We start from the raw sequence: 24896 nt of genomic DNA on the forward strand, positions 1-24896 counted from the left end.
GAAATGGCTAAACGCCTATCCGAAACCGCCTATGCGAAAATCAATCTCGCATTGCATGTCCGTGCACGACGAGATGATGGCTATCACGAGCTTGAGACCATTTTTGCATTTTTGGACGATGGTGATGTATTGACGGCAGAGGCAGCAAATACACTGATGCTTGATATCACCGGACCTTTTTCGGGCAATCTGGAAATAGACGGAAATCTTGTATTACAGGCGGCCACGGCCCTTCGTGATCATACGGGCGTTGATGCAGGCGCGAAGTTTGTACTGGACAAAAAACTACCCATTGCTTCGGGAATAGGCGGCGGGTCTGCCGATGCGGCTGCGGCGCTGCGTCTGTTGAACCGGTTATGGGCCTTGGACCTGACGGAAAATGAATTGGTGGATATCGGCGCACCTTTGGGAGCTGATATTGCTGCATGCATTTATAGCCGTACATGTATTGGCAGCGGCATAGGTGAACAGATTGTTTTCACGCAGGATGCGGGCCTGGCGGACCTTCATTGTCTGCTCGTCAATCCAGGTATTGCTGTTGCAACAGGTCCGGTTTTCCAGGGGTGGGACGGTATTGATCTTGGAGGGCTACAGGACGCAGATATTCTTACTGCAGCGCTGGCCGGACGTAATGACATGCAGGTTTCGGCACTTAAAATCGTACCAGAAATAGCTGGTATCCTGCAAATGCTTGAATCGTGGTCGCCGTTGCTGGCGCGGATGTCCGGTTCTGGCGCGACCTGTTTTGCCCTGTTTGACAGCGCCGATAATATGCATGATGCGGCACAGGATATCCGCAAGCAAAGCCCCGGTTACTGGACCATGACCGGCAGGTTGCGGGATGCTGCACATGGGTGATGTAAGTTCTACATGGAGACACGTTGCAGGCCATGGTGACAATGCAAAAATTCTTGTCATTGGTGACCATGCCTCAAATCATGTGCCAAGTGATGCGGAATTGGATGTATCGCCTGCGTTGCTGAAGACACATGTCGCCGTCGACCTTGGCAGCGCAGAAGTTGCGCAGTACCTGCATGAAATATTTGGTTTTTCACTGTTTCTGGCGACAACATCACGGCTCGTGGTCGACCTCAACCGTCACCGCAATGACATGGCCGCTATTCCTCTGCAAAGCGACGGGATAGATATTCCGGGTAATGCCTTGGACAACGAAGCGCGCGAACGGCGATTGAGACGCTTTCATGATAGCTATCATGATGCGCTGAGCGAGTACATCGCGCGCACCAAGCCCACGTTTTTGTTATTTTTGCACAGCTTTACACCCGTGTTGGAAAGTGATGGGGCAAAGCCGCGTCCATGGCACTTCGGTGTCATGTATAACGAGGATGAACGTGCCGGAAAGCTGGCTGTGCCGTTATTTTCTGCCACAGGGCACAAGACCGGTGACCAACTTCCTTATTCGGGCAAGATATATAACAGTTCGCTGGAACGGCACGGGGATATCAATCATATTCCCTATATTGGTCTTGAAATGAGGCAGGATCTGATCATGGATATTTCAGGGCGGGACAGTTTCGCTCAAATTATTGGGCCAATATGTCAGGAAATTACACAAAAGCTTGCATCTGCATAACGACATGCCATTAAAGGCGCGACTAGGCTTTCAACAAGAGAAAACGCAATGAACCGTAAATTTGATAAGTCCAAATTGCCAAGCCGCCATGTTTCTGTCGGCCCGGAACGTGCACCGCACCGTAGCTATTATTATGCCATGGGTCTGGATGAAGACGATATTGCGCGGCCATTTGTGGCGGTGGCGTCTGCGGGCAATGACAGTGCGCCATGTAATACTACGCTCAATGCGCAGGCTGATATCTGCCGACAGGGTGTCGAGACGGGCGGCGGTATGCCGCGCCGTTTCAACACTATTACGGTGACCGATGGTATCGCCATGGGGCATCAGGGAATGAAAAGCTCGCTGGTTAGCCGTGAAGTCATTGCAGATTCGGTAGAACTGAGTGTGCGCGGCCATTGTTATGATGCACTGGTGGGTTTCGCGGGGTGTGACAAAAGCCTGCCGGGCATGATGATGGCGATGCTCCGGCTCAATGTGCCTTCGATCTTTGTTTACGGTGGTTCAATCCTTCCTGGCACCTATCAGGGTGAGGATGTCACTGTGGTTGATGTGTTTGAAAAAGTGGGGCAGCATGCAGCGGGTAATTGCCCGCTTCAGGAGTTGATTGCGCTCGAAAAAGTGGCGTGTCCCGGTCACGGTGCATGCGGCGGGCAATTCACCGCTAACACCATGGCCTGTGTAGGTGAAGCAATCGGATTATCATTACCAAACAGTAATATGGCACCCGCACCGTATAGATCACGTGAAGAAATTGCGAAAGCGGCGGGCGAGCAGGTTATGGCTTTGCTTGAGACAAACTTGCGTCCGCGTGACATATGTACGCGCGAAGCGTTTGAAAATGCTGCGCGGGTCGTGGCAGCCACGGGCGGTTCCACCAATGCAGCGCTGCACCTTCCCGCCATGGCGGGCGAAGCGGGTATCGACTTTGACCTGTTTGATGTCGCCGAGATTTTCAAGACCACGCCCTATATTGCCGACCTGAAACCCGGCGGCAAGTATGTGGCGAAGGACATGCATGAGGCGGGCGGTGTCTATATGCTGATGAAAACGATGATGGATGGTGGTTTGCTGCATAGAGATTGCATGACTGTCACTGGCAAGACGCTGGGTGAGAATATCGACGAAATCACATGGAATCCAGATCAGAAAGTTATCTATGACGTCAAGACGCCAATCACGCCAACTGGTGGTGTTGTGGGGCTTCGCGGCACATTGGCGCCGGATGGGGCAATAGTGAAAGTAGCAGGAATGGACCGGTTGCAATTTACAGGCCCTGCACAGGTTTTTGAATGCGAAGAAGATGCTTTTGCCGCCGTAGAAAAACGTGAAATCAATGAAGGCAGTGTGATTGTAATCCGCAATGAAGGCCCCAAAGGCGGGCCCGGTATGCGCGAAATGCTGTCGACAACAGCCGCGCTATACGGGCAGGGCATGGGCGAGAAAGTCGCGCTTATTACCGATGGGCGTTTTTCAGGGGCGACACGCGGTTTTTGCATCGGACATGTCGGACCGGAAGCGGCCGCTGGTGGACCTATCGCCCTGGTGCATGATGGCGATGTAATTACGATTGATGCTGAGGCTGGCACCATTGATTTGCAGGTTAGTGAAGACGAGCTGGAAAAGCGCCGTGAAACATGGAAACCACAAGAGAATGATTATGCTTCCGGTGCGCTGTGGCGTTATGCGCAGAATGTGGGGGCAGCACATGAAGGCGCCGTTACGCACCCCGGTGCTAAAGCAGAAAAGCATGTTTATGCAGATATCTAACTCGGAATCTTTATATGGGTGAGGAAATTGTCCGTATAGCTGCGCGGGGTGACGGCATCACCGAAAGCGGAAAGCACGTGCCTATGTCTGCCCCGGGGGATGTGCTGCAGGAGGATGGTGGTCTTGCCTGGGGCGCGCATCATGTGATGCCACCTTGTCAGCATTTTGAACTGTGCGGTGGGTGTAACCTGCAACAGCTTGATGATGTGAGCTACGCCGAATTTGTCCGTGACCGTGTGGCCAATTCGATTGATTCCCAGGGATTGCAGGCGGATGAAATTGCGGCAGCGGTGCTCAGCCCGCCGCAAAGCCGCCGCCGCGTGGGGCTGCGCGCCATCCGTATGGGACGGAAACTGCATATCGGTTTTCATACAGGTGGCAGTCACCGTGTGATCGACATGCAGCAATGCGAAGTCATGCGACCAGAACTGTTCGCGCTCGTTGCACCTCTCAGGCAGCTGCTGGACGGGTGGCCCGGTAAATCACTGAGCTGTGTGGTGGATATGACGCTGGTTGATCAGGGCGCGGACATTCATATCAAAAACCTTAACTTTGACGGACTGGAGCAGACACAGGCACTTTTGGACTTTGCCAGAGAAAATGGCCTTGCAAGGTTGAGTATGGATCAGGGCTATGGACCGGAAGCCATCTGGGAGCCGGAACCTGCGACCATGAGCTTTAGCGGTCATGCGGTAGGTTTTCCAGCGGGTGCGTTCCTGCAACCAACCCGCGAAGGCGAGGATGCGCTTGTTGCTGCAGCAAAAGAGGCGTTGCACGGAAGCAAGGTTATTGCCGACCTGTTTTGTGGTATTGGTACTTTTGCACTGCATTTGACTGGTGGCCGTAAAATATATGCGGGCGAAGCGTCACGTGATGCGCTGATGGCGCTAAAAATGGCTGCCAATATGCGGCAATTACCGATATTTGCCGATCACCGTGATCTGTATCGCAAACCGCTGATGGCAGAGGAATTGAACCGGTTTGAAGCCGTATTGCTTGACCCGCCGCGTTCAGGTGCAAAGGAGCAGGTGGGAGAGCTGGCTTTATCCACTGTTCCCAAAATCTGTTATATCAGCTGCAATCCGGTGAGCTGGGCGCGTGATGCCAAAAAGCTATGTCAGGCCGGCTACCGTATCCGCAAGATATGGCCAGTCGGACAATTCCGCTGGTCTACACATGTGGAGTTGGTCAGTCTATTTGAGAAGGTGGAAAGTTAATTCTTCCAGACAACACCGTCTTTTGCGCTGCGATCAACGCGGAGTTCAAACACATCGGCGCGTGAATAATGCCCGTCTGTATCCAATGAGGCTAGGCCTTGGCCTATCATCGACATATCCAGTTCAGCGGTGATGATTTCTGTGCCATCCCCCGCCTGTGCCAGTATTTCGGCATCGGGCGCGATGATCTGACTACCACCGAATTGTAGCTGTGCATTATCCATTTGCTGAACAAGCGTGCGGGCCTGTGCATTATTACCCAATCGATCAATACTTTCCAGCAAATCATCACGGTGTTGCACTGTCCCCGCTGCCAGCACAAAACAACGCCCTTCAAAAGCATAATGGCGTGAGGCGATTGAATAGCTTTCGCGCACAGTTGGCCATGCGGCAACATGTATCATTTCTCCCTGATTATGCATGGCCGCGCGCGCAAGCGGCATCCAGTGTTCCCAGCAGACCAGGTTACCGATTTTACCTTGTGGACCGTCATGAATATCCAGCGTAGAGCCGTCGCCCCGGTTCCAGATGAGCCGTTCACCATGCGTTGGGACAAGTTTGCGGTGCGGCAGGGGTGGCAAACCGGACCGGAATAGTATCTGGTTATTATACAGGCTGTTGCGTCGTCGTTCATGTGCACCCACGGACACCATAACGCCTGCTTTGTCGACTAGCGCCTGTAGTGGTTCAAATCTGGAATCTCTCTCCCGAACGGCCTGTTCCAGCAGTATCGCATGCAATGCTTTTGTACCTGGGTGATCCCATTTGGCCGCATCGGACGCTTCGTCCAGCCACAACGGATAACCGCCCAGAAATGTCTCACCAAAGGCGATAAGCTCTGCACCCGTATCAATGGCATCCTGCAACAAAAGGAGCAGGCGTTTCAGCCCCTCCGTGATATCCAAAGGTACAGGAGCGGCCTGGACAATAGCAGTTTTCATATCTGTCGTTTCTAGTGATGGAAAAATACGTGCATGAATATATGGATCACCAATGCCCATAGGCATAAACTTGACAACACAAACAATGCAAACCGTATCTTGATGATATTTGTTGTGGCTTGAACCAAGCTATGAATGATACGCAGGATGACAAATGCCCATGCCAGATACAGGTTCCAGCCGTCGCCCATACCCATGATGCCCAGCAGTATGCAGGCCGGATAGAATAATGTGGGCAGTTCGAGCAGGTGATTGTAATTATGCGCTATCCATTGAACTTTAGGCTCAAGTATCTTGTCGAGGTCAGCGCCAACGCCGCCACGCATATTACCAAGGTCAAGGTCTTTTGATTTTTGCATAGCCGGAATACGGGTAGCGTACATCCACACCCACATTATCATGGTCCAAAGAAAAAGAACGGCTACCGGTTGAAAAATAGGGCTATTCATATCACGTCGCCTTGTCCATTGTCGCTATCACCGCGCTGAATGCGAGCACCAGAAGGCACAAGGTAGCGGCGACGAATAGCAGGAACCGAATATTTATCTTGTTCACTGTCGCCTGCCATACGCTGTGGATAATGCGCAATATGACATAGCCCCATGCCAGCCCTTCCATCAGCACCGAGGTTGCTCCGGCGATAGTAAGTATGATGACTGTTGCATAAAATATGGTCGGCTGTTCCATCAGGTGCGTGTAATTGTGCGACTTCCATGCCACCTGCGGGGGCAATGTCGGGTCAATTTCCTGTCCGCGCCCACCTGGAGGGGCGGAACCAAGGTCAACACCCATCTTCTTAAGCGCTGGCAGGCGTGTTCCAGCCATCCAGAATAACATCAGTAGCGACCAGAGTACGAGAACAGCTGCGGGTAGTAATAACGCGGTATTCATAGCGATTCCTCCCATATGGTTATGGACAGGAGACTGCGTCATGTAAAACCGATTGTCAAATGCAACTTATTTACAGTATCAGGAATCTAGCTGCCGATCGAGATCACATTGCCCTGTGATCTGTCGCGGTGCACGACTCCAGTATACAGGCTGGCCATCGGTTCATCGGCAACATCAAAACTCGTTGCGTCGCCAAAACCGTTGAAAGCAGTCTTCATTGCCGCGCCATAGGCGCCGATCATGCCGATCTCGATATAGTCACCTGCGGCTATATCGGCAGGCAATTCAAAGGGACCAGCCATATAGTCCATGTCATCGCATGTAGGGCCGTAAAAGCTGAATGGTTCAACGTCGCCTTGGCGCAGGTCGTTCATGCTTTGCACGGGGAAGCGCCAGCCAATATGCGCGGCATCAAATAATGCGCCATAGGCGCCATCATTGATATAAAGCTCATTGCCGCGGCGGCGTTCCACGCGCACGATAAGCGAGCTATATTCGGCGCACAGCGCGCGCCCCGGTTCGCACCACAGCTCGGCTGAATAGCTGATCGGCAAGCTTTCATAGGTACGGTCGATAATCTCGAAATAATCAGTCAGGGCAGGAGGTTTCATGCCTGGGTAAACCGACGGAAAACCGCCCCCAATATCGACGATATCAACAGTAACCGACGCATCGACAATTGCAGCGCGAACTTTTTCCAGTGCCTGCACATAGGCATGTGGCGACATGGCCTGGCTGCCAACATGGAAACAGATGCCCATCGTATCGGCCACCTGCCGTGACTGCATGAGTAACTCCTGCATCTCGTTCAGGTCAGCGCCAAATTTTGCGGCAAGGCTCAGTTCGGCAAATTCAGACGATACGCGCAAGCGTACACACAGCGTTAAATCATCTGCATCATGCGTGGCTTCACGGATCTTGAGCAGTTCATCCAGGCTGTCGAGTGAGAATATGCGTACGCCATGGGTAAAATAGGCTTCATGAATTGCTTCTGCAGTTTTGACGGGGTGCATGAAGCACAGCACGGCATTTGGCAAAGTGCGTGCTACCAGCCGCACTTCGGCAATTGAAGCTACGTCATAATGTGTGATGCTCGAATCCCACAGGATTTGAAGCAATTCAGGTGAAGGGTTGGCCTTGACAGCATAGAGTGATTTTCCGGGGAAATTATCCACGAAATAGCGGGCCGCACGGGCTGCGGCATGGGGTCTGTTGAGAATTACCGGTTCGGTGGGGCGATGCGCCCCGACTACGGCCTGTGCGTCAGGATATATGTGCAACTCAAGGGACCCCCTAAACGTTCGTCTATAGCAAAATGCTGCCTTGCGGTTGGAAGTCCCCTTGGGGCAGCGAAGCGCGGATATAATTTCGGGCGTTCGCGCTGTAAAGCATAAATTTGTATCGTGACGCGAAGCTTTGTTGTTTTCATCTATAATATAGTGATGAAACTGCTTTTTTCCAGTGGCTGGCTAGCTTAACCTGTCCCTGAACTCGCTCCAGTCAAACTGCAGGATACTGCGTAGTGCATCGGTTTCGCTGTTCCACAACCATATTGAGGGCAGGGGGACGCCATTAAACGTATTGGTTTTCACCATCGAATAATGCGCCTGATCCAGAAATGCGATGCGCTGCCCCGCTTTCATGGGCACGGGAAGTACGTAATCACCGATAATATCACCCGCGAGGCATGATGGTCCGCCAAGCCGGATCTGCGCGCCTTGATCTTTTTCGCCCAGCATAGTGGGGCGGTAGGGTGCTTCGATTACATCAGGCATATGGCAGGTGGCGGAAATATCGGTAATACCGACTTTCATGCCATTATCCATCACGTCAAGTATCTCGCCCACCAATATCCCCGCATCCAAAGCAATTGCTTCGCCGGGCTCAAGATAGATTTCGAGTCCTGTATCTTCGTGAATCTGCGCTAGAAAATTGACCAGTTCGTCGCGCTGGTAGTCATCACGGGTGATATGATGTCCGCCGCCGAGGTTAATCCATTTGAGGTCGGGGAGCATATCTTTGATCTGCGGATAGAGCCGGTCCCATGTTTTCTTGAGAGGCACAAAATCCTGTTCGCACAATGTGTGGAAGTGGAGACCTGATACGCCTTGCAGATGTTCGGGTTTTAGCTGGCTTACCGGAAAGCCGAGCCGGCTATGCGCCTGGCACGGATCATATTTCTCAACCTCACCCAATGGAACTTCGGGATTGATACGCAGACCGATATCGAAGTTATGACCGGCAGTACGCGCTTTCTCCGCCACGTCCGAAAACCGGGCAATCTGGCTCGGGCTGTTGAAAACCACATGGTCAGACAGCGCAAATATCTCGTCCATATCCTCCGCTTTATATGCAGGAGAATAGGTTTCGACCTCGCCGCTATATTTCTCTGCTGCGAGCCGCGATTCCCACAGGCCTGATGTGCAGCACCCATCCAGATGCTCGCTGACCAAAGGCGCCAGTGACCACATCGAAAATGCCTTGAGTGCGGCAAGTATCTTTACCCCGCTGCGGGCCTTGATATCCGTCAGTATTTCCAGATTGCGCCGGATTGCGACCTCGTCAACGACAAATGCAGGCGTCGGGACACGATTCAGGTCAAAGCCTGAAAATGCCCCCGGATCGCCTGCCTGTGTTTGCATAATATAGTTACCTCGCAATGATGGATCAGAAAGCCAACGGCCCGCCCAGTTCCTTCACTTGCCACGGCAATCCGTGCTCGTTGAGCATGTCCATAAACGGGTCGGGATCGAACTGTTCCATATTGAACACGCCGTTGCCTTCCCATGTGCCGGTCAGGATCATTGCGGCACCTATCATGGCGGGAACGCCGGTAGTGTAACTCACTGCCTGATTGCCAGTCTCCGCGTACGCTTCTTCATGATCGCAGATATTATTGATATAGAATGTCTTTGTACTGCCATCCTTCGCAAGGCCGGTGGCGATGTCACCGATGTTGGTTTTGCCCTTGGTGGTTTCTCCCAGGCTCGCGGGCTCAGGCAATACGGCCTTCAGGAATTGTAGCGGGATGATTTCCCTGCCTTCGTACATCACCGGATCAATCCGCGTCATGCCGACATTCTGCAGCACTTCGAGGTGGGTGAGATACGCGTCGCCGAAGGTCATCCAGAAACGGATACGCTGGATTTCGGGATAATGGGTCTTAAGTGATTCAATTTCCTCATGATACATGAGGTACATATTCTTCTCACCGACCTGCTCAAAATCAAATGTCTGTTTTTCGGTCAGCGCGGGCGTTTCCACCCATGCGCCATTTTCCCAGCGGCGTGCGGGTGCAGTCACTTCGCGGATATTGATTTCAGGGTTGAAATTGGTGGCAAAATGCTGGCCATGGTCGCCGCCATTACAGTCGAGAATATCGAGTGTGTCGATCCGGTCCAGATAATGTTTTTTCAGGTAACTGGCGAAAACGGACGTGACGCCTGGATCAAAACCGGAGCCGAGTAGCGCCATTAGGCCCGCTTCTTCGAACTTATCCTGATATGCCCATTGCCAGTGATATTCGAACTTCGCCTCATCGCGCGGTTCGTAATTGGCGGTGTCCATATAGTGCACGCCGGTTTTGAGGCAGGCCTCCATGATGTTGAGGTCCTGGTAGGGGAGCGCCAGATTGCACACGAGCGCGGGTTTGACCTGTTCGATAAGCGCGACTGTGGCATCTATATCATCTGCATCAATCGCAAATGTATCAATATCCACGCCAGTGCGTTCTTTCACAGAGACGGCAATAGTATCGCATTTGGACTTGGTCCGGCTTGCAAGCGTAATATGTGAGAAAATATCATTGTTCATCGCCATCTTGTGCACCGCAACCGACCCAACGCCGCCTGCGCCAATTACCAAAATTCTGCTCATCACTTTCTCCTGACAGGTGACGTTTTGTTCTATCTGCCATATAGCCAGTGCCTATGACAGAACAATCCCTTTTGAATCCCGCGCGCAAGCCAAGCGTCGAAGGTGCGGCGCGCGCGGCAGAGAAGATCGCGGCTATATTACCCGCTACGCCTTTATTGCCGCTTGAGGTAGATGGGCATGCCATCTGGTGCAAGGCGGAATGTCTGCAGCCCATTGGAGCATTCAAGATACGCGGCGGGTGGCACCGACTCACGGATATGGATGAGCAGCAGCGTGCCAAAGGTGTAGTGGCATTTTCCAGTGGCAATCATGCACAGGGTGTGGCCTGGGCTGCGCGGCGTCTTGGCATCGCTGCGGTCATTATTATGCCCGAGGATGCACCGGCCGCCAAAATGCAGGCAACGGCAGATATGGACGCGAAGATTATCACCTATGACCGGCTGAACGGGTCGCGCGAACAGATCGCGGCAGATATTGCCGCCGATACAGGTGCAACCATCGTGTCCAGCTTTGATGACCCCTGGATTATTGAAGGACAGGGCAGTGCGGGTATGGAACTGCGCGCACAAATGCTGGCACTGACGGGGGAGGAGCCTGACCAGATTATTGCCTGTTGTGGCGGCGGCGGATTGGCCAGCGGTTGCGCGCTTGCCAATCCACAGGCGGATATTGTCGTGGTTGAACCGGAAGGCTGGGACGATATGGCGCATTCGCTTATGGCCGGTGAAATTGTACCCGTTGCACCGAATCCGCCATTCACAATATGCGATGCACTGCAAACCCTGCGCGTATCGCCGCTGACGTTTGATATTCTGTCCAAGCGTAATGCAAGAGGTTTCCATGTCACAGAAGCCGAAGTCGAACATGCAATGCGTGTTGCATTCAGCAAGCTGCAACTGGTTGTCGAGCCGGGCGGTGCAGTGGCGTTGGCTGCAGTGCTCGCGGGCAAGGTGGATATTACCGGCAATGCTGTTGTTACACTATCTGGCGGAAATGTTGATCCGGCCCTGTTCGCGCGGATCATCGCAAGCTGATCTCTATTTTATATGTAGATATGACTGATTTTTCCGCTGAAATATACTCATGTTTTACGTAAAAAAACGACGGACTTATTCAAGCCCGCCGCATTCTTTAGAAGCTAAAAGTTTCTAGTTTTATTTTACCGTCACTTCAACACGGCGGGCCTGAGCCATATCCGTGTCTTCATCAGTTGTATCAACAGGCTTTACCAGATCAATTGAACCTTCGGGAACGCCTGCTGTAACCAGAGCAGCCTGAACAGCCTGTGCCCGGCTCTTGGACAATTCTGCATTCAACTCTGCATTGCCTGTAGGATCGTTATAACCTGATACCGCGAGCTCTGCATCCGCGTTTGCATCAACATACGCTTTCATTGCGGCAACTTCGTCCGCAAATTCAGGCGCAACCTCAGCTTTTCCGGTATCGAAATAGACGATGACTGCAGGTTTTTCGTCACGTAGCTCAGATACCACACCAGCGCCTTCAGGGATGACTGTTGATCCAGGCGCAGTAGCCGGCATTGATTCTGCCGGGACATTGTCGTCTGCACCCTGCACCGCATCATTATTGTCACGTGTGAAAAGCCAGTAAAGCAGGCCAGCCAAGGCAGCGGCCAATAACAGCCAGAGCAGCCAGCCCAGGCCGCCAGATTCTTCTTCCTCATGATGATATTCGGAAGTTGCATGCACTGGCTCTGCTTCAGCATATGTTGCCGAACTGTCTGTATCTGCAGCTGTAGCGCTACTTGCCATTCCTGCAGCTGCTGCGCCAGCTGCGGTTGCACCTGCCAAACCTGCTGCTGAATAAGAACCCGCAGTTCCGCCAAATATATCCAATTTACCAAATAGCTCGGTAAGCAGATAATATACCGTAACCCGGTTTTTGGTTGTGTCATCACTCATCCGTTCACCGACTGCCGCGATAGCGGCATCAAGTTCGGTATCCGGATGGGTCAATCCGAGTTTCTTTTTGAGAAAACTCTCGCGAACCCTGTCTGTTTCTTTTGTGTCACTGAATGACACAAGTGATGAATCACGGTTCTGTAATGCAATCCCGCAATGTTTAACAATTGCATCAATTACGCTATCAATAGCATCTGGTGCATATTTCTTGACATTTACTGTCCAATTTTCTGCCATTTCGGCCTTCCTCTCCATTATTGTAAGATGGTGTGAGGTTTACCGTTTATAGGTCGTTCGTCAATAAAAGCTGGTGGTATGTTACTATTGTTTACGGCCTGATATATATTGTCTCAGAAATGTTTTGAAGGCATGGGTCAGGCTGCGAGGCGCAGTTCCATGCGGCCCCAGATTTCCAAAAGTGCTTTGGTAAGGTCGCGCATCATGTCTTCCGTATGCGCGGGTCCTGGTGTGAAGCGCAGGCGTTCCGTGCCGCGTGGGACGGTTGGATAATTGATTGGTTGCACATAGACGCCATATTCCTGCAGCAATATATCGCTGACTTTTTTGGCTTTGACCGGATCGCCGACCATCAGCGGCACAATATGCGTTGTGGACGGCATAACGGGCAGGTCGGCATCGGTCAGCATTTTTTTCAGCATCGCTGCCGCGGCCTGTTGTGCTTCACGTTCCTTGTTGCAGTTTTTAAGGTGTTTCACGCTGGCCAGTGCGCCAGCCACCAGCGCCGGTGACAGGCTGGTCGTGAAAATAAAGCCGGGGGCATAGGAACGGATGACATCCACGATTTTGCGGTCGGCGGTAATATATCCGCCCATTACGCCAAATGCTTTGCCCAGCGTGCCTTCGATAATGGTGATGCGGTCCGCCGCACCATCACGTTCGGAAATGCCGCCGCCGCGCGGACCATACATGCCCACGGCATGTACTTCGTCAAGATAGGTGAGCGCATTATATTTGTCGGCCAGGTCGCAAATCTCGTGTAAGGGCGCAACATCGCCATCCATCGAATAGACGCTTTCAAATGCGATAAGCTTTGGCGTATCAATGTCTTCTGCGGCAAGTAATTCTTCCAAGTGTGCAACATCATTGTGGCGAAATACACGTTTTTCGCAGCCCGAATTGCGGATACCCGCGATCATGGAGGCATGGTTGAGCTCATCAGAAAATATTATGCAGCCGGGCAACAGTTTTGCCAGTGTGGACAGTGTCGCATCATTCGATACATAACCTGAAGTGAACAGCAATGCGCCGTCTTTGCCATGCAAGTCGGCGAGCTGGCTTTCCAGTTCAACATGATAATGCGTGTTGCCGCCAATATTGCGCGTACCGCCTGAACCGGCGCCCACATTGTGCAGAGCCTCTTCCATCGCGTCAATCACATCTTCGTGCTGCCCCATGGCCAGATAGTCATTGGAGCACCATACAGTGATCGGCTTTGGTCCATTATGTCCGCCAAAACAACGGGCATTGGGGTAGGACCCTTTGTTGCGCAGGATGTCGATAAATACCCGGTAACGCCCCTCGGCATGCAGCCGCTCTATGGCAGAATCAAAAATCTGGTCGTAATTCAAAATATCTATCCCGGTAACTTATGTAACGTTGCGTCTAGCGCGGGCTTACATAGCCCTTTAGCAAAAATATCACGGATTTCCAGCGCGAACGGCTTGCAATAAGCGATTTGCCGGTTGCGTGTTTTGCCCGAACCGGTTCAAAGGGCGGAAAATTGCGCAAGTCCATAGTGCGCCAGCGCTTTTTCATAAGGCTTTACTCCGGCTAAATCACCTGTCGTTACAAAGTGTCCGCCAAGCGCATTTTCCGGCCATTTCTGGCCGTGTGTCAGATAAGCAATGCGCCGCGCAATGCCTGCACCGCCATGCACGAACTGCACGGAGGTGGTGGCATGATCCGCAAGCTGTTTTTCAATTAGTGGGAAATGGGTGCAGCCCAGGATGACGATATCGATTTCATCTCCGCGCGGTTGCTCTAGCAATCCATGCATGGCGCGCGCATATATTTGTGCATCAACTTGCTCGCCGCGCATCATGGCTTCAGCAGCGGGTGCAAGTTCAGCGGAGCCATGGCGGAGCAGCACCGCGTCTTTTGCAAATTTTTGGGCCAGCACATCAATATAGGGCTGCCGCACGGTGGCTTCTGTACCAAGCAGGCCTATGACACCTGTTTTGGTCATTTCAGCGGCGGGTTTAACCGCGGGAACTGTTCCGACTATGGGAATGTCGAGCACTTGACGCACACTGTCCAGCGCTATGGTGGAGGCCGTGTTACAGGCAATGGTGATAAGGCGCGGATGAAAGCGCTCAGCCAGCTTCCCAAGCAAAACCGGCACACGGGTGGCAATTTCTTTTTCAGATTTTGTGCCATAGGGAAAGGCTGCGCTGTCGGAAACATATATGACCGGCGCTTTAGGTAGGTGTTTTTGTGCTTCAGCGAGCACCGATAGTCCGCCGACACCAGAGTCAAAAAACAGGATCGGCGCATCTATATCCGGGGTTTTGCTATCCATGGGGTTCACGCATAGCATCCGAAACGGATCAATCAAGCGGGCATGTGGCCATTGTCACCTTGTGGCGCTTCGCTGGACGCGCTAGCAGTGACGGGTGAACCAACTGGCAAGCCGAGGACGTTAGAATATGGGTGAGTGGACAAATCCGGCACTAATGGGACTACTTGGCTACCTACTGGGCTCGATACCCTTTGGCCTGGTTTTGACCCGCCTGACCGGAGCAGGGGACCTGCGCAGTATCGGTTCAGGCAATATCGGCGCAACCAATGTTCTGCGTACGGGTAGCAAGGGGTTGGCAGCGGCGACATTGTTGCTGGACATCGGCAAGGGAGCCGCAGCTGTGCTGATAGCAGAGGCGTTATTCCCCGGTATGGGCAAATATGCGGGACTGGCTGCGTTCCTGGGACATCTGTACCCGGTTTGGCTGAAATTCAGCGGGGGCAAGGGCGTGGCAACGTTGCTTGGAATTTCACTGGCGCTCAACTGGATGGTCGGGCTGGTTTTTGCACTGGTCTGGCTCGTTGCGGCGTTTGCATTTCGCTATTCATCGCTCAGCGGCATATTGGCATCGGTATCGACGCCATTTGCTGCCTGGCTGCTGGGTGCCGGGACATTGGTGCCCGTGTTTGTTATCATGGCGCTTTTGGTCATTGCAAAGCACCGCGGCAATATCGCGCGGCTTGCGTCGGGCGAAGAACCCAAAATCGGCAAGAGCTAAATCCTTATGCCTATTTCTGAGCAGGAAAAATTTGCACGCATAAGGTTACTCAGGTCCGGTAATATCGGGCCTGTCACATATTTTCAGCTGCTCGCCCGTTTTGGCAATGCTGTGGAAGCGATTGGTGCGCTACCTGGTCTGGCGCAAAGAGGCGGAGGACGCACGCCGCGCCTTGCAAATACGGATAGTGTGAAAAAGGAAATGGATGCAGCTGACCGTGCAGATGCGGCTTATCTTTTCCATGATGATGCGGAATATCCCACCCTGTTGGGGCACATGGAAAATGCGCCGCCTATATTCACCTATCGCGGTAACATTGCGCTTTTAAATCGGCAATCAGTGGCTATAGTCGGTGCGCGCAATGCATCGGCGGCGGCATGCAAATTTGCCCGCAAGATTGCACATGATCTGGCCCAGCAAGGCTGCGTGATTGTGTCAGGTCTGGCGCGCGGCATCGATACAGCGGCGCATATGGGCGCGGGACCGGGCAGCATTGGCGTCATCGCCAGCGGCATTGATATTGCCTATCCACCCGAAAATGCGGAACTTCAGGAAACCATGGCAAATGGTGCGCTTGTTATTGCCGAACAGCCGCCCGGCACCGAACCGTTGGCACGGCATTTCCCGTTTCGCAACCGTATCATCGCCGGACTATCAGCCGGGACCCTGGTGGTGGAGGCGGCACCGCGTTCAGGGTCGCTTATTACTGCAAGGCTGGCGGGAGAAGCAGGCCGCGACGTTATGGCGATACCCGGCTCTCCACTCGACCCGCGTGCGCGCGGCTGCAACACGTTGATCCGCAATGGTGCGACATTGATACAGTCTGCCGAAAATGTGCTGGAGCAGATTGGCTCGATTGATGAACGTCTGGTTCGTGAAGACCCAAGGCCATATGAATTACAGCTTGTGCAAACTGACATGGAACTAAGCGATACATCGCGCCGCACGGTGGAAAACCTGCTCAATATGACAGCCATTGGCACGGATGAACTTGTCAGGCAATCGGGAATGCCAGCCGCCGAGGTTGCGACCATATTGCTCGAGCTGGAGCTTGCCGGGCGACTGGACCGGCATGCGGGCGCCAGGGTTTCGCTTAAGCCCTGATTTGGTATTTGTACCTGCGTCTGAGCCATTCCCACACGTAAAATCGCACCTTTATACTGGACCCTCTTGACGAAAGAGGATAGGTCGCCACACCTAATAGAGGATGATATGCGGCAAAAACCGCGCCAGTAACCGACCATTAAATTAGATCGGAACCATAAAGAACATGCAGTTAGTCATTGTCGAATCACCGGCCAAAGCGAAAACAATCGAAAAATACCTGGGCGGGGATTTCCGTGTTCTGGCCTCTTATGGTCATATTCGCGACTTGCCGCCAAAAGACGGTTCGGTCAAACCGGACGATGGTTTCGAAATGAGCTGGCAGAATTATGGTGACAAGACCAAGCAGCTGAAAGCTATTACCGACAACGCCAAAAAAGCCGACCGCTTGATTCTCGCGACTGACCCTGACCGCGAGGGAGAAGCGATTAGCTGGCATGTCCTGGAAGTGCTCAAGAAGCGCAAGGCGCTACCCGAAAAAGTTGACCGGGTGACGTTCAATGCCATCACCAAGGCGGCTGTCACAGAAGCGATGGCCAATCCGCGCGGGTTGGATGAAGACCTGATTGATGCCTATCGTGCGCGCCGTGCGCTTGATTACCTGGTCGGTTTTACCCTGTCGCCAGTATTGTGGCGCAAGTTGCCCGGCGCAAAGTCAGCCGGGCGTGTCCAATCCGTTGCGCTGCGAATATTGGTTGAACGTGAGCGCGAGATTGAGGCGTTCAGACCTGAAGAATATTGGTCGGTTATTGCCAATATGGAGCAGGCCGGACAAGATTTTGTTGCGCGACTGGTCCGCTTCAAAGGCGAAAAACTGGGCAAAATGACGCTGGGTAATGCAGGTTCGGCAGAAGCCGCCAAGGCCGCTGTTGAAAATGGCCAATTCACTGTCGAAAGTGTTGAAACCAAACCGCTCAAGCGCAACCCGCCACCGCCATTTACGACGTCTACACTGCAACAGGAGGCCGCGCGCAAGCTCGGCTTTGCAGCCAGCCATACCATGCGTATTGCGCAGCAGCTCTACGAAGATGGTGCGATTACCTATATGCGTACAGATGGCGTACAGATGGACGGTAGCGCTATTTCCGCTGCACGCAAAGCGGTTTCAGACCGCTATTCAGGCGACTATCTACCTGAAAAACCACGGCATTATGCTAGCAAAGCTAAAAACGCACAGGAAGCGCACGAAGCGATCCGCCCGACCAGCTTTACGCGGGACAAGGCAGGGTCGGGCGACCATGCCCGGCTATATGACCTGATTTTCAAACGCGCGTTGGCAAGCCAGATGGCGACGGCGCGGCTTGAGCGTACAACGGTCGAATTTCTGGATGGTACGGGCCAGACCGGCTTACGCACTACCGGACAGGTCGTCAAATTCCCTGGCTTCATGGCACTTTATAAAGAAGGCAATGACGACCGCAAAAAAGACAAGGACGAGGATGGCATGCTGCCACCCATGTCCAAAGGTGACAGTTCCGCCAAAAAATCGGTTGAGGCCGAGCAGCATTTCACACAGCCACCGCCGCGCTATTCCGAGGCTAGTCTGGTCAAGAAGCTTGAAGAACTGGGCATCGGACGTCCATCAACATATGCATCCACATTGCAGGTATTGAAAGATCGTGCCTATATCCGTGTCGAAAAAAATCGATTTTTTGCAGAGGAAAGCGGGCGACTTCTTACAGGTTTTCTGGAACGTTTCTTTACCCGTTACGTTGAATATGACTTTACGGCGGAGCTGGAAGACGAGCTGGATGATGTATCCGGCGGCCGTGCACAATGGCAGGAATTTCTTGCTGCGTTCTGGAAGGATTTCAAACCCAAAACCGAAGAGGTGATGGAACAGAAACCATCAGATATCACGGCGGAACTGGATATTTTCCTTGAACCTTATCTGTTCCCCGAAAATGAAGATGGCAGCGATCCGCGCCTGTGTCCGCGTTGTAATGAGGGCAAGCTTGCGCTGCGCGGCGGCCGTTTTGGCGCATTTGTTGCCTGTTCCAACTACCCTGAATGCAAATATACCCGTAAATTCGCGCAAGGCGGTGCCAAGGATGATGGCGATACAGGACCTGTGGAACTGGGCGAGGATCCAGTAACAGGGGAGAAAATCAATCGTCTCAATGGACGCTTCGGTCCTTATGTGCAGCGCGGCGAGGGCAAGGAAGCCAAGCGCGGCTCGATTCCAAAAGACATGAATGCCGCTGATATTGACCTTGATTGGGCGCTCAAACTGCTTTCACTGCCGCGCACCATTGGTGAGCATCCTGAAACGGGCAATGAAATCAAGGCATCCATCGGCCGTTACGGCCCGTATCTTGTGCATGATGGCAAATATGCAAAGCTTGAAAACACCATGGAAGTGTTTGAAACAGGCATGAATGCAGCAGTTGTGAAGCTGGCTGAAGCGGCGCAGAAAAAACCGGGCAGAGGACGCGGGCGTCAGGAACCGCTGAAAGTACTGGGCAAGCACCCGGGCAATGAAGCCGATGTGAAAGTCATGGATGGCCGCTATGGCCCCTATGTCACCGATGGCAATGTCAATGCGACTATTCCCAAGACGATGGACAAGGATGAGATCACGCTGGATGAGGCTGTTCGCCTAATCGACGAACGTGCGGCCAAAGGGCCGGCAAAGAAGAAAAAGCGCAAGGCGCCAGCGAAGAAAAAAACTGCGGCTAAAAAGAAAGTGCCCACCAAGAAAAAGGCGCCTGCCAAAAAGAAGGCTTCCGCAAAAACGAGCTGATATTTTGGTGTTCCTGCTTTCGCATTAATACGGCAAAGGAATTTAAAGGTTACCCCGCCCAGTCAAGGCCAATGGTCTCGTAGACTTCCTTGTCTTCATCCCATTTCTCGCTGACTTTGACGTGAAGGAAGAGGTGCACTTTGCGACCCAGGATCTGTGATAATTCTTCTCGGGCGGCGGCACCGATTTCCTTGATTCGCGAACCACCTTTACCCAGTACGATTGCGCGCTGGGTGGGGCGGGCGACCAGTATCTGCTGACGAATTTCAACTGAACCGTCTTTGCGTTCGGTATATCTTTCAGGAACCACGGCGCTGGCATAGGGCAATTCGTTGTGGAGTTGCCGGTAAAGCTGCTCACGTGTGATTTCCGTAGCCAACATGCGCTCACTGGCATCGCTGACTTCATCTTCAGGGAAATGCCAGGGGCCCTCAGGCATATTGTCAGCGAGCCAGTCTTTCAGTTCAGGCACACCGTCGCCAGTAGTGGAACTCACAAAAAACACTTCCTCAAACACCAGTTTTTCGGTGAGCTTCTGCGTCTGGATAAGCAATTTGTCTTTGGCGGCAATATCTACCTTGTTGAGCACGAGTATCTTGCGGCCTTCACGGTTTACGAGCGCTTCTACAATCTGGTCGGTTTTTTTGCTCATCTTCGCCTTGGCATCGACCACAAGTGCAATAATATCCGCACCTTCGCTGCTGCCCCAGGCGGCACTGACCATCGCGCGGTCCAGCTTGCGCTCGGGAGAGAATATGCCCGGTGTGTCGACCAGCAGAAGCTGTGCCTCGTCACGAATGGCAATGCCCATAAGGCGCGCGCGCGTGGTCTGTGCCTTGGCGCTGGTAATCGCCACCTTTTGCCCGACCAATGCGTTCACCAATGTCGATTTACCCGCATTGGGCGCGCCGATAACGGCGACCAGGCCGCAGCTTTTGGCTTTCTCTTCGCTCATGTATATTCTTCCATGAATTTTCGGGCTGCCAGTTTTTCCGCAGCCTGCTTGCTATTTGCCGTTGCCTGAACTTCGCCGACGTTACGCACCGAAACACGCACCGTAAATTCCAGCGCATGATGTGGTCCGCTGCGTTCCACCAGTTCGTATTCGGGTGTCTTGCGGTTGTTTTTGGCGGCCCATTCCTGCAGCGCGGATTTGGGGTGTTTGGGCGCTTCTGTCACGCTGTCCATTTTGGCAGCCCAGTTTGCATGGATAAAATCGCGTGCGGCTTCGAAGCCAGCATCCAGATAATAAGCTCCGATCAGTGATTCCATGACATCACCCAGAATATTACTGCTGTCTGCACCACCATCATCACGTGCCTGTTTGCCCAAGCGAATATGCGGAGAAATATCCAGTTTGCGGGCGATGTCAGCACAGGTGACTCCCGATACAAGCTGATTGAGCCGGCTTGAGAGGCGACCTTCGGGCTCACCTGCAAAGCGGATGTACAGCCATTCTGCGACGACAAGACCAAGGATACGGTCGCCTAGGAATTCCAGCCGCTGATAATCTTTTGCTTTGGCTGTGCTGCCATGGGTCAGAGCTTCGATATACAGTTCTTCCTGGCTGCGGGGCGCCGGAAAAAGTGAGTCCAGAAAGCTTTTTGTGTCAGGTTGGCTCAAAACCCTTCTCCAATCCGTTCCCAGCGCGGTGCGGTGAACCATGTGATAGGGTTCAGGCTAGCCGAGCCATCAACCGAAAAGACAGATACCTGCGCACGTCCGACCAGATTAGCCTGGGGGACGATACCGATGCCGCCGCCCGGGGTAGCGGGAAAACGGCTGTCGAGACTGTTGTCGCGATTGTCACCCATCAGGAACATATGACCTTCGGGAACAATCACAGGCGGTGTATTGTCGGCGGGGTTTGATCCAAGATCGAGCACGTTATAGCTTTTCCCGTTCGGCAAAGTTTCGCGATATTGCGGGTAGCGACAGATAGCTTCGCCTTCTTCATTCCTGTCTGCAAAACGAATGTCACGGCATGCCGTGTTGGGGGATACGGCGATAATGAAATCCCCAACCCGTTCCTTGGGAACTGGCGTACCATTCAGTATAAGCTGACCTTCCTGCATCTGCACCGTGTCTCCGGGCAGGCCAATGACACGCTTGATATAGTCATCCGAATTTGTAGGCGGTGCCTTGAAAACCACGACATCACCAGCTTCAGGTTCACTCTCGAATATCCGGCCCGGTATGAGTGGGATGCTGAACGGCAGGCTGTATTTTGAATAGCCATAAGGCCATTTGGCCACCAATAGGTAATCGCCGTTGACGAGGCGCGGCTGCATCGATTCTGATGGAATATTGAATGGCGACACAATGAAGCTACGCAATATGATCATGAAAATTACCAGTTTGACAAGAAACTTGCCAAAGTCAGCCCATTCTGACGCAGCATCAGCTTTGTTTTTGGTGCCGGTGCCTTGCGTCTCGTTCGCCATTTTGTCGTGTTCGCTCATATTATCTGCTTTAATCCAACCGGTTTATTCACACTCCGCGAACCCAGCGCCTCTTGATTATGGCGTAGCCGCTATCATTTGTAATTAGCCTATAATAGGGTGGGCGCCGATTGCCACGTATTTTCATCGCCCGCAGCAGTAACTTTTACCGCGCGGGTTACGAACAGGGGATTGAGATGAGTAATATGCCAGCAGATTGGGGCCGCTTTGCCGGGCCGGAGGAAGTCCGGATTGAACAGCTGTTCACGCAGGCCGACCGTCTGAAAGATTTCAGCATCCTTGCCGATATGCCGGGCGGCGAGATATATTTTGACCTGTCGAAAACACACCTTGATCATGCGAAACTGGATTTATTTCTGGAGCTTGCCGATGCCCGCGCTCTAGGCGATATGCGTGCGGCGCTATTTGCTGGGGATGAAATAAATACGAGCGAAGGTCGCGCCGCTGAACATACCGCGCAGCGTGGCAATGGTGATGATGACAGTGTTTCACTGGCGCAGCATTTGCAGGACCGTATGCGCGCACTGGTTGAAGCAATCCACGGCGGCGCATTTGGCGAGATAAAGCATGTGCTGCATATTGGAATTGGCGGATCGGCACTTGGGCCTGATCTAGTCATTGACGCATTGGGCCGCGAAGAACCGCTATGTCATGTTGAGGTTGTATCCAATGTTGACGGTGCCGCGCTGGAGGAAGCCTTTGCAAGGCTGGACCCCGCAACGACACTGATCGCGATTGCGTCCAAAACTTTTACAACCACCGAAACCATGTTGAATGCGAATAGTGCGGTGCAATGGCTGGAGCAGGAAGGTGTGGACGATCCCTATGGCCGTGTGGTGGCGCTGACCGCTTCACCCGATAAGGCCGTGGAATGGGGCATTGACCAGTCACGTGTCCTGCCATTTTCCGATACAGTGGGCGGGCGCTATTCGATATGGTCCTCGATCGGTTTTCCTGTGGCGATTGCGCTGGGATGGAATGAGTTTGATGCTTTCCTGCGCGGGGCTGCGGCTATGGACAAGCATTTCCTGGAAGCGGACTTTACTCGCAATGCACCCGTTATGGCGGCGTTTGCGGATCTTTACTATGCACAGATTGCAAGTGCACAGACTCGCGCTGTTTTTGCCTATGATGAGCGGCTTAGGTTGCTCCCCAGCTATTTGCAGCAACTGGAAATGGAAAGTAACGGTAAATCGGTGACGCGCGACGGTGTGCCGCTTGGATATCCGACCGCGCCGATTACGTGGGGCGGGGTAGGCACCGACGCGCAGCATGCGGTGTTCCAGCTTTTGCATCAGGGAACACATGTGCTGCCGGTTGAATTTATCGTATCGAAAACACCTGGCCACGATCTTGATCCAGCCCATCATCAAAATCTGCTTACCAACTGTTTTGCTCAGGGTGCCGCGCTTATGACAGGCCGTAGTGCAGACGACCCAGCGCGCAGCTATACTGGTGACAGGCCTTCCACGACCATATTGCTGGATGATATAACACCGTCCAGCCTGGGCGCACTGATTGCTTTTTACGAGCATCGCACATTTGTGAATGCGGTGATTTTGGGAATTAACCCGTTTGACCAGTTTGGTGTGGAGCTAGGCAAGGAAATTGCAAAAGCGATGAATGGTGGAGGCGAAATGGAATTTGACCCATCCACACAAAAGTTGATTGAACTGTCCGCGCTATAGGCGCCGGGCCGCAACAGGAGCAGCTATATTATGAGTGAATATGATTATGACCTATTTGTCATTGGCGCAGGTTCGGGCGGTGTGCGTGCATCACGTATAGCTGCTTCGCACGGCGCAAAAGTCGCTCTGGCGGAAGAATACCGTGTTGGCGGCACCTGTGTCATCCGTGGCTGTGTACCAAAAAAGATGCTCGTATATGGAGCGCATTTTGCGGAAGACCTGCATGAAGCCGCGCGTTTTGGCTGGGATGTGAATGATCCCAAATTTGTGTGGCAGCGCCTGCGTGATATTGTCCAAACCGATATTGACCGGCTTGAAGGGCTATATGGCAACACGCTGTCCAGCCATAACGTGAAACTGTTTGAGGAACGCGCCACGGTCGCGGGGCCAAATGAAGTGAAATTGGCGAGCGGGCAGGTGGTTACCGCAGGCAAGATATTGATCGCAACAGGTGGCTGGCCTGTACCTGCGCAATGCGAAGGCGCGGAGCACGCACTGACATCGAATGAAATATTCCATCTTGAGCAAGTGCCTGGGCGGCTTCTGGTTGTTGGCGGCGGTTATATCGCCAATGAGTTTGCGGGTATCTTCCACGCATTTGGCAGCGATGTGACAATCCTGAATCGCTCCGATGTGCTGCTGCGCAGTTATGATCAGGAAATTGTCGCGCGGCTAGTAGAACTGAGCAAAGAAAAGGGAATTAATTTCCATTTCAAAGCTTCTCTGCAAAAAATCGAAAAACAGGCGGATGGCAGTCTGCATGTTGGTTTTAATGATGGAACAAACGCTGATTATGACACGATACTCGTTGCCACGGGACGCGCACCGAATAGCGCGGGGCTTGGCCTCGAAGAAGTCGGTGTAAAGCTGGATAAGTCAGGCGCGGTTATAGTTGATGAATATAACCAAAGCTCTGTCCCTAGCATATACGCCGTTGGCGATGTGACAAACCGGGTTCAGCTAACACCGGTTGCAATCCGTGAAGGGCATGCGTTTGCTGATACGGTATTTGATAACAACCCACGCATTGTTGATTATGACGCCATTCCGTCTGCTGTATTTGCGAGCCCGCCTATTGCATCGGTTGGTTTGACTGAAGCAGAAGCGTCTGCAAAATATGGTGATGATATCAAAATTTACCGTAGTGATTTTCGGCCCATGAAAAACGTTGTGTCCGGCCGTGAGGAGCGTGGATTGTATAAGATGATCACGGCGGGCAGTGATGAGAAAGTGATTGGATTGCACCTGATTGGCCCGGAATCATCCGAAATTATTCAAGGTGCTGCGGTGGCCGTGAAAGCAGGCCTTTCCAAGCAGGCATTTGACGATACAGTAGCGCTCCATCCAAGCATGGCCGAAGAGCTTGTGCTTTTGAAATAGGCTTTCGTCATTTTGACATTGGTTGCAATTTGCTATTGAGTATATCGTGGC

At 52.8% G+C, this 24896-nt stretch carries 22 protein-coding genes; 10 read left to right on the top strand and 12 right to left on the bottom strand.

What is annotated here, in order from left to right; genetic code table 11:
- The first annotated feature begins 3 nt into the window (after positions 1-3).
- From G6Q15_RS00745 to G6Q15_RS00760, 4 genes are read left to right on the top strand one after another with little or no spacing between them, the layout of a single operon-like run.
- The gene (locus G6Q15_RS00745; RefSeq protein ID WP_164114543.1) at positions 4-858 is read left to right on the top strand and encodes a 4-(cytidine 5'-diphospho)-2-C-methyl-D-erythritol kinase; all 855 of its coding nucleotides are present in this window, start codon (positions 4-6) and stop codon (positions 856-858) included.
- Positions 851-1594 carry an N-formylglutamate amidohydrolase gene (locus G6Q15_RS00750; RefSeq protein ID WP_164114545.1) on the top strand — a complete coding sequence of 248 codons (744 nt, stop codon included), beginning with the start codon at positions 851-853 and terminating at the stop codon, positions 1592-1594. The genes G6Q15_RS00745 and G6Q15_RS00750 overlap by 8 nt, the downstream gene beginning before the upstream one ends.
- Before the next feature lie 48 nt (positions 1595-1642).
- Positions 1643-3364, top strand: a complete 1722-nt coding sequence (ilvD, locus tag G6Q15_RS00755; RefSeq protein WP_164114547.1) for a dihydroxy-acid dehydratase — start codon at positions 1643-1645, stop codon at positions 3362-3364.
- A 14-nt stretch (positions 3365-3378) separates the two neighbouring features.
- The gene (locus G6Q15_RS00760) at positions 3379-4581 is read left to right on the top strand and encodes a class I SAM-dependent RNA methyltransferase (RefSeq protein ID WP_164114548.1); all 1203 of its coding nucleotides are present in this window, start codon (positions 3379-3381) and stop codon (positions 4579-4581) included.
- Here the strand turns inward: G6Q15_RS00760 and G6Q15_RS00765 are convergent.
- From G6Q15_RS00765 to G6Q15_RS00790, 6 genes are all read right to left on the bottom strand, one after another.
- Positions 4578-5522 (bottom strand): carbon-nitrogen hydrolase family protein, encoded by a 945-nt coding sequence (locus tag G6Q15_RS00765; RefSeq protein WP_164114550.1) that lies wholly within the window; start codon positions 5520-5522, stop codon positions 4578-4580. The genes G6Q15_RS00760 and G6Q15_RS00765 overlap by 4 nt on opposite strands.
- 11 nt (positions 5523-5533) lie before the next feature.
- Positions 5534-5971 carry an MAPEG family protein gene (locus G6Q15_RS00770; RefSeq protein ID WP_164114552.1) on the bottom strand — a complete coding sequence of 146 codons (438 nt, stop codon included), beginning with the start codon at positions 5969-5971 and terminating at the stop codon, positions 5534-5536.
- A gap of 1 nt (position 5972) precedes the next feature.
- Complete coding sequence (locus tag G6Q15_RS00775; protein WP_164114554.1) at positions 5973-6413, bottom strand: MAPEG family protein; 441 nt, start codon at positions 6411-6413, stop codon at positions 5973-5975.
- An 86-nt stretch (positions 6414-6499) separates the two neighbouring features.
- The gene (locus tag G6Q15_RS00780) at positions 6500-7693 is read right to left on the bottom strand and encodes a type III PLP-dependent enzyme (RefSeq protein ID WP_164114556.1); all 1194 of its coding nucleotides are present in this window, start codon (positions 7691-7693) and stop codon (positions 6500-6502) included.
- Positions 7694-7882: 189 nt separating this feature from the next.
- Positions 7883-9055, bottom strand: a complete 1173-nt coding sequence (locus G6Q15_RS00785; protein ID WP_164114558.1) for a carboxynorspermidine decarboxylase — start codon at positions 9053-9055, stop codon at positions 7883-7885.
- A gap of 25 nt (positions 9056-9080) precedes the next feature.
- Positions 9081-10289 (bottom strand): saccharopine dehydrogenase family protein, encoded by a 1209-nt coding sequence (locus G6Q15_RS00790; protein WP_164114560.1) that lies wholly within the window; start codon positions 10287-10289, stop codon positions 9081-9083.
- Positions 10290-10342: 53 nt separating this feature from the next.
- Between G6Q15_RS00790 and G6Q15_RS00795 the strand changes: the two genes are divergently transcribed.
- Positions 10343-11323: a threonine/serine dehydratase gene (locus tag G6Q15_RS00795; RefSeq protein WP_164114562.1), complete on the top strand. Its 981-nt coding sequence runs from the start codon at positions 10343-10345 to the stop codon at positions 11321-11323.
- Positions 11324-11443: 120 nt separating this feature from the next.
- On the opposite strand, the gene G6Q15_RS00800 is transcribed toward G6Q15_RS00795, so the two are convergent.
- The 3 genes from G6Q15_RS00800 to murI all read right to left on the bottom strand — a co-directional run bounded on the left by G6Q15_RS00800 (position 11444) and on the right by murI (position 14750).
- Entirely contained in the window at positions 11444-12448 is a 1005-nt protein-coding gene (locus G6Q15_RS00800; protein WP_164114564.1) for a DUF2853 family protein, read from the bottom strand.
- A 137-nt stretch (positions 12449-12585) separates the two neighbouring features.
- Positions 12586-13800, bottom strand: coding sequence for a 5-aminolevulinate synthase (hemA, locus tag G6Q15_RS00805; protein ID WP_164114567.1), 1215 nt, complete (start codon positions 13798-13800; stop codon positions 12586-12588).
- Positions 13801-13937: 137 nt separating this feature from the next.
- Positions 13938-14750 (bottom strand): glutamate racemase, encoded by an 813-nt coding sequence (gene murI, locus G6Q15_RS00810; protein WP_164114568.1) that lies wholly within the window; start codon positions 14748-14750, stop codon positions 13938-13940.
- A gap of 127 nt (positions 14751-14877) precedes the next feature.
- Here murI and plsY point away from each other — a divergent pair, with 127 nt between their 5' ends.
- The 3 genes from plsY to topA all read left to right on the top strand — a co-directional run bounded on the left by plsY (position 14878) and on the right by topA (position 19315).
- On the top strand, positions 14878-15468 hold the full coding sequence (gene plsY / locus G6Q15_RS00815; protein WP_164114571.1) for a glycerol-3-phosphate 1-O-acyltransferase PlsY: 591 nt from the start codon (positions 14878-14880) through the stop codon (positions 15466-15468).
- Positions 15469-15474: 6 nt separating this feature from the next.
- Positions 15475-16572: a DNA-processing protein DprA gene (dprA, locus tag G6Q15_RS00820; protein WP_164114573.1), complete on the top strand. Its 1098-nt coding sequence runs from the start codon at positions 15475-15477 to the stop codon at positions 16570-16572.
- Between the two features lie 166 nt (positions 16573-16738).
- A complete protein-coding gene (topA, locus tag G6Q15_RS00825; RefSeq protein ID WP_164114575.1) occupies positions 16739-19315 on the top strand; it encodes a type I DNA topoisomerase in 2577 nt (858 codons plus the stop codon).
- A 49-nt stretch (positions 19316-19364) separates the two neighbouring features.
- Here topA and era read toward each other — a convergent pair whose 3' ends face one another.
- Genes era through lepB form a run of 3 tightly spaced genes read right to left on the bottom strand, consistent with a single transcriptional unit; the run spans position 19365 to position 21777 of the window.
- Positions 19365-20270, bottom strand: coding sequence for a GTPase Era (gene era / locus G6Q15_RS00830; protein WP_164114577.1), 906 nt, complete (start codon positions 20268-20270; stop codon positions 19365-19367).
- Positions 20267-20980: a ribonuclease III gene (rnc, locus tag G6Q15_RS00835; RefSeq protein WP_164114579.1), complete on the bottom strand. Its 714-nt coding sequence runs from the start codon at positions 20978-20980 to the stop codon at positions 20267-20269. Before rnc ends, era begins: the two co-directional genes overlap by 4 nt.
- Positions 20935-21777 carry a signal peptidase I gene (gene lepB, locus G6Q15_RS00840; protein ID WP_275897578.1) on the bottom strand — a complete coding sequence of 281 codons (843 nt, stop codon included), beginning with the start codon at positions 21775-21777 and terminating at the stop codon, positions 20935-20937. Before lepB ends, rnc begins: the two co-directional genes overlap by 46 nt.
- A 176-nt stretch (positions 21778-21953) precedes the next feature.
- Between lepB and pgi the strand changes: the two genes are divergently transcribed.
- Complete coding sequence (pgi, locus tag G6Q15_RS00845) at positions 21954-23465, top strand: glucose-6-phosphate isomerase (protein ID WP_164114581.1); 1512 nt, start codon at positions 21954-21956, stop codon at positions 23463-23465.
- A 30-nt stretch (positions 23466-23495) separates the two neighbouring features.
- Complete coding sequence (gene gorA / locus G6Q15_RS00850) at positions 23496-24845, top strand: glutathione-disulfide reductase (RefSeq protein ID WP_164114583.1); 1350 nt, start codon at positions 23496-23498, stop codon at positions 24843-24845.
- Positions 24846-24896: the final 51 nt, after the last annotated feature.

The sequence above is a fragment of the Sphingorhabdus sp. Alg239-R122 genome, from assembly GCF_900537065.1.
Taxonomy (GTDB): Bacteria; Pseudomonadota; Alphaproteobacteria; order Sphingomonadales; family Sphingomonadaceae; genus Alg239-R122.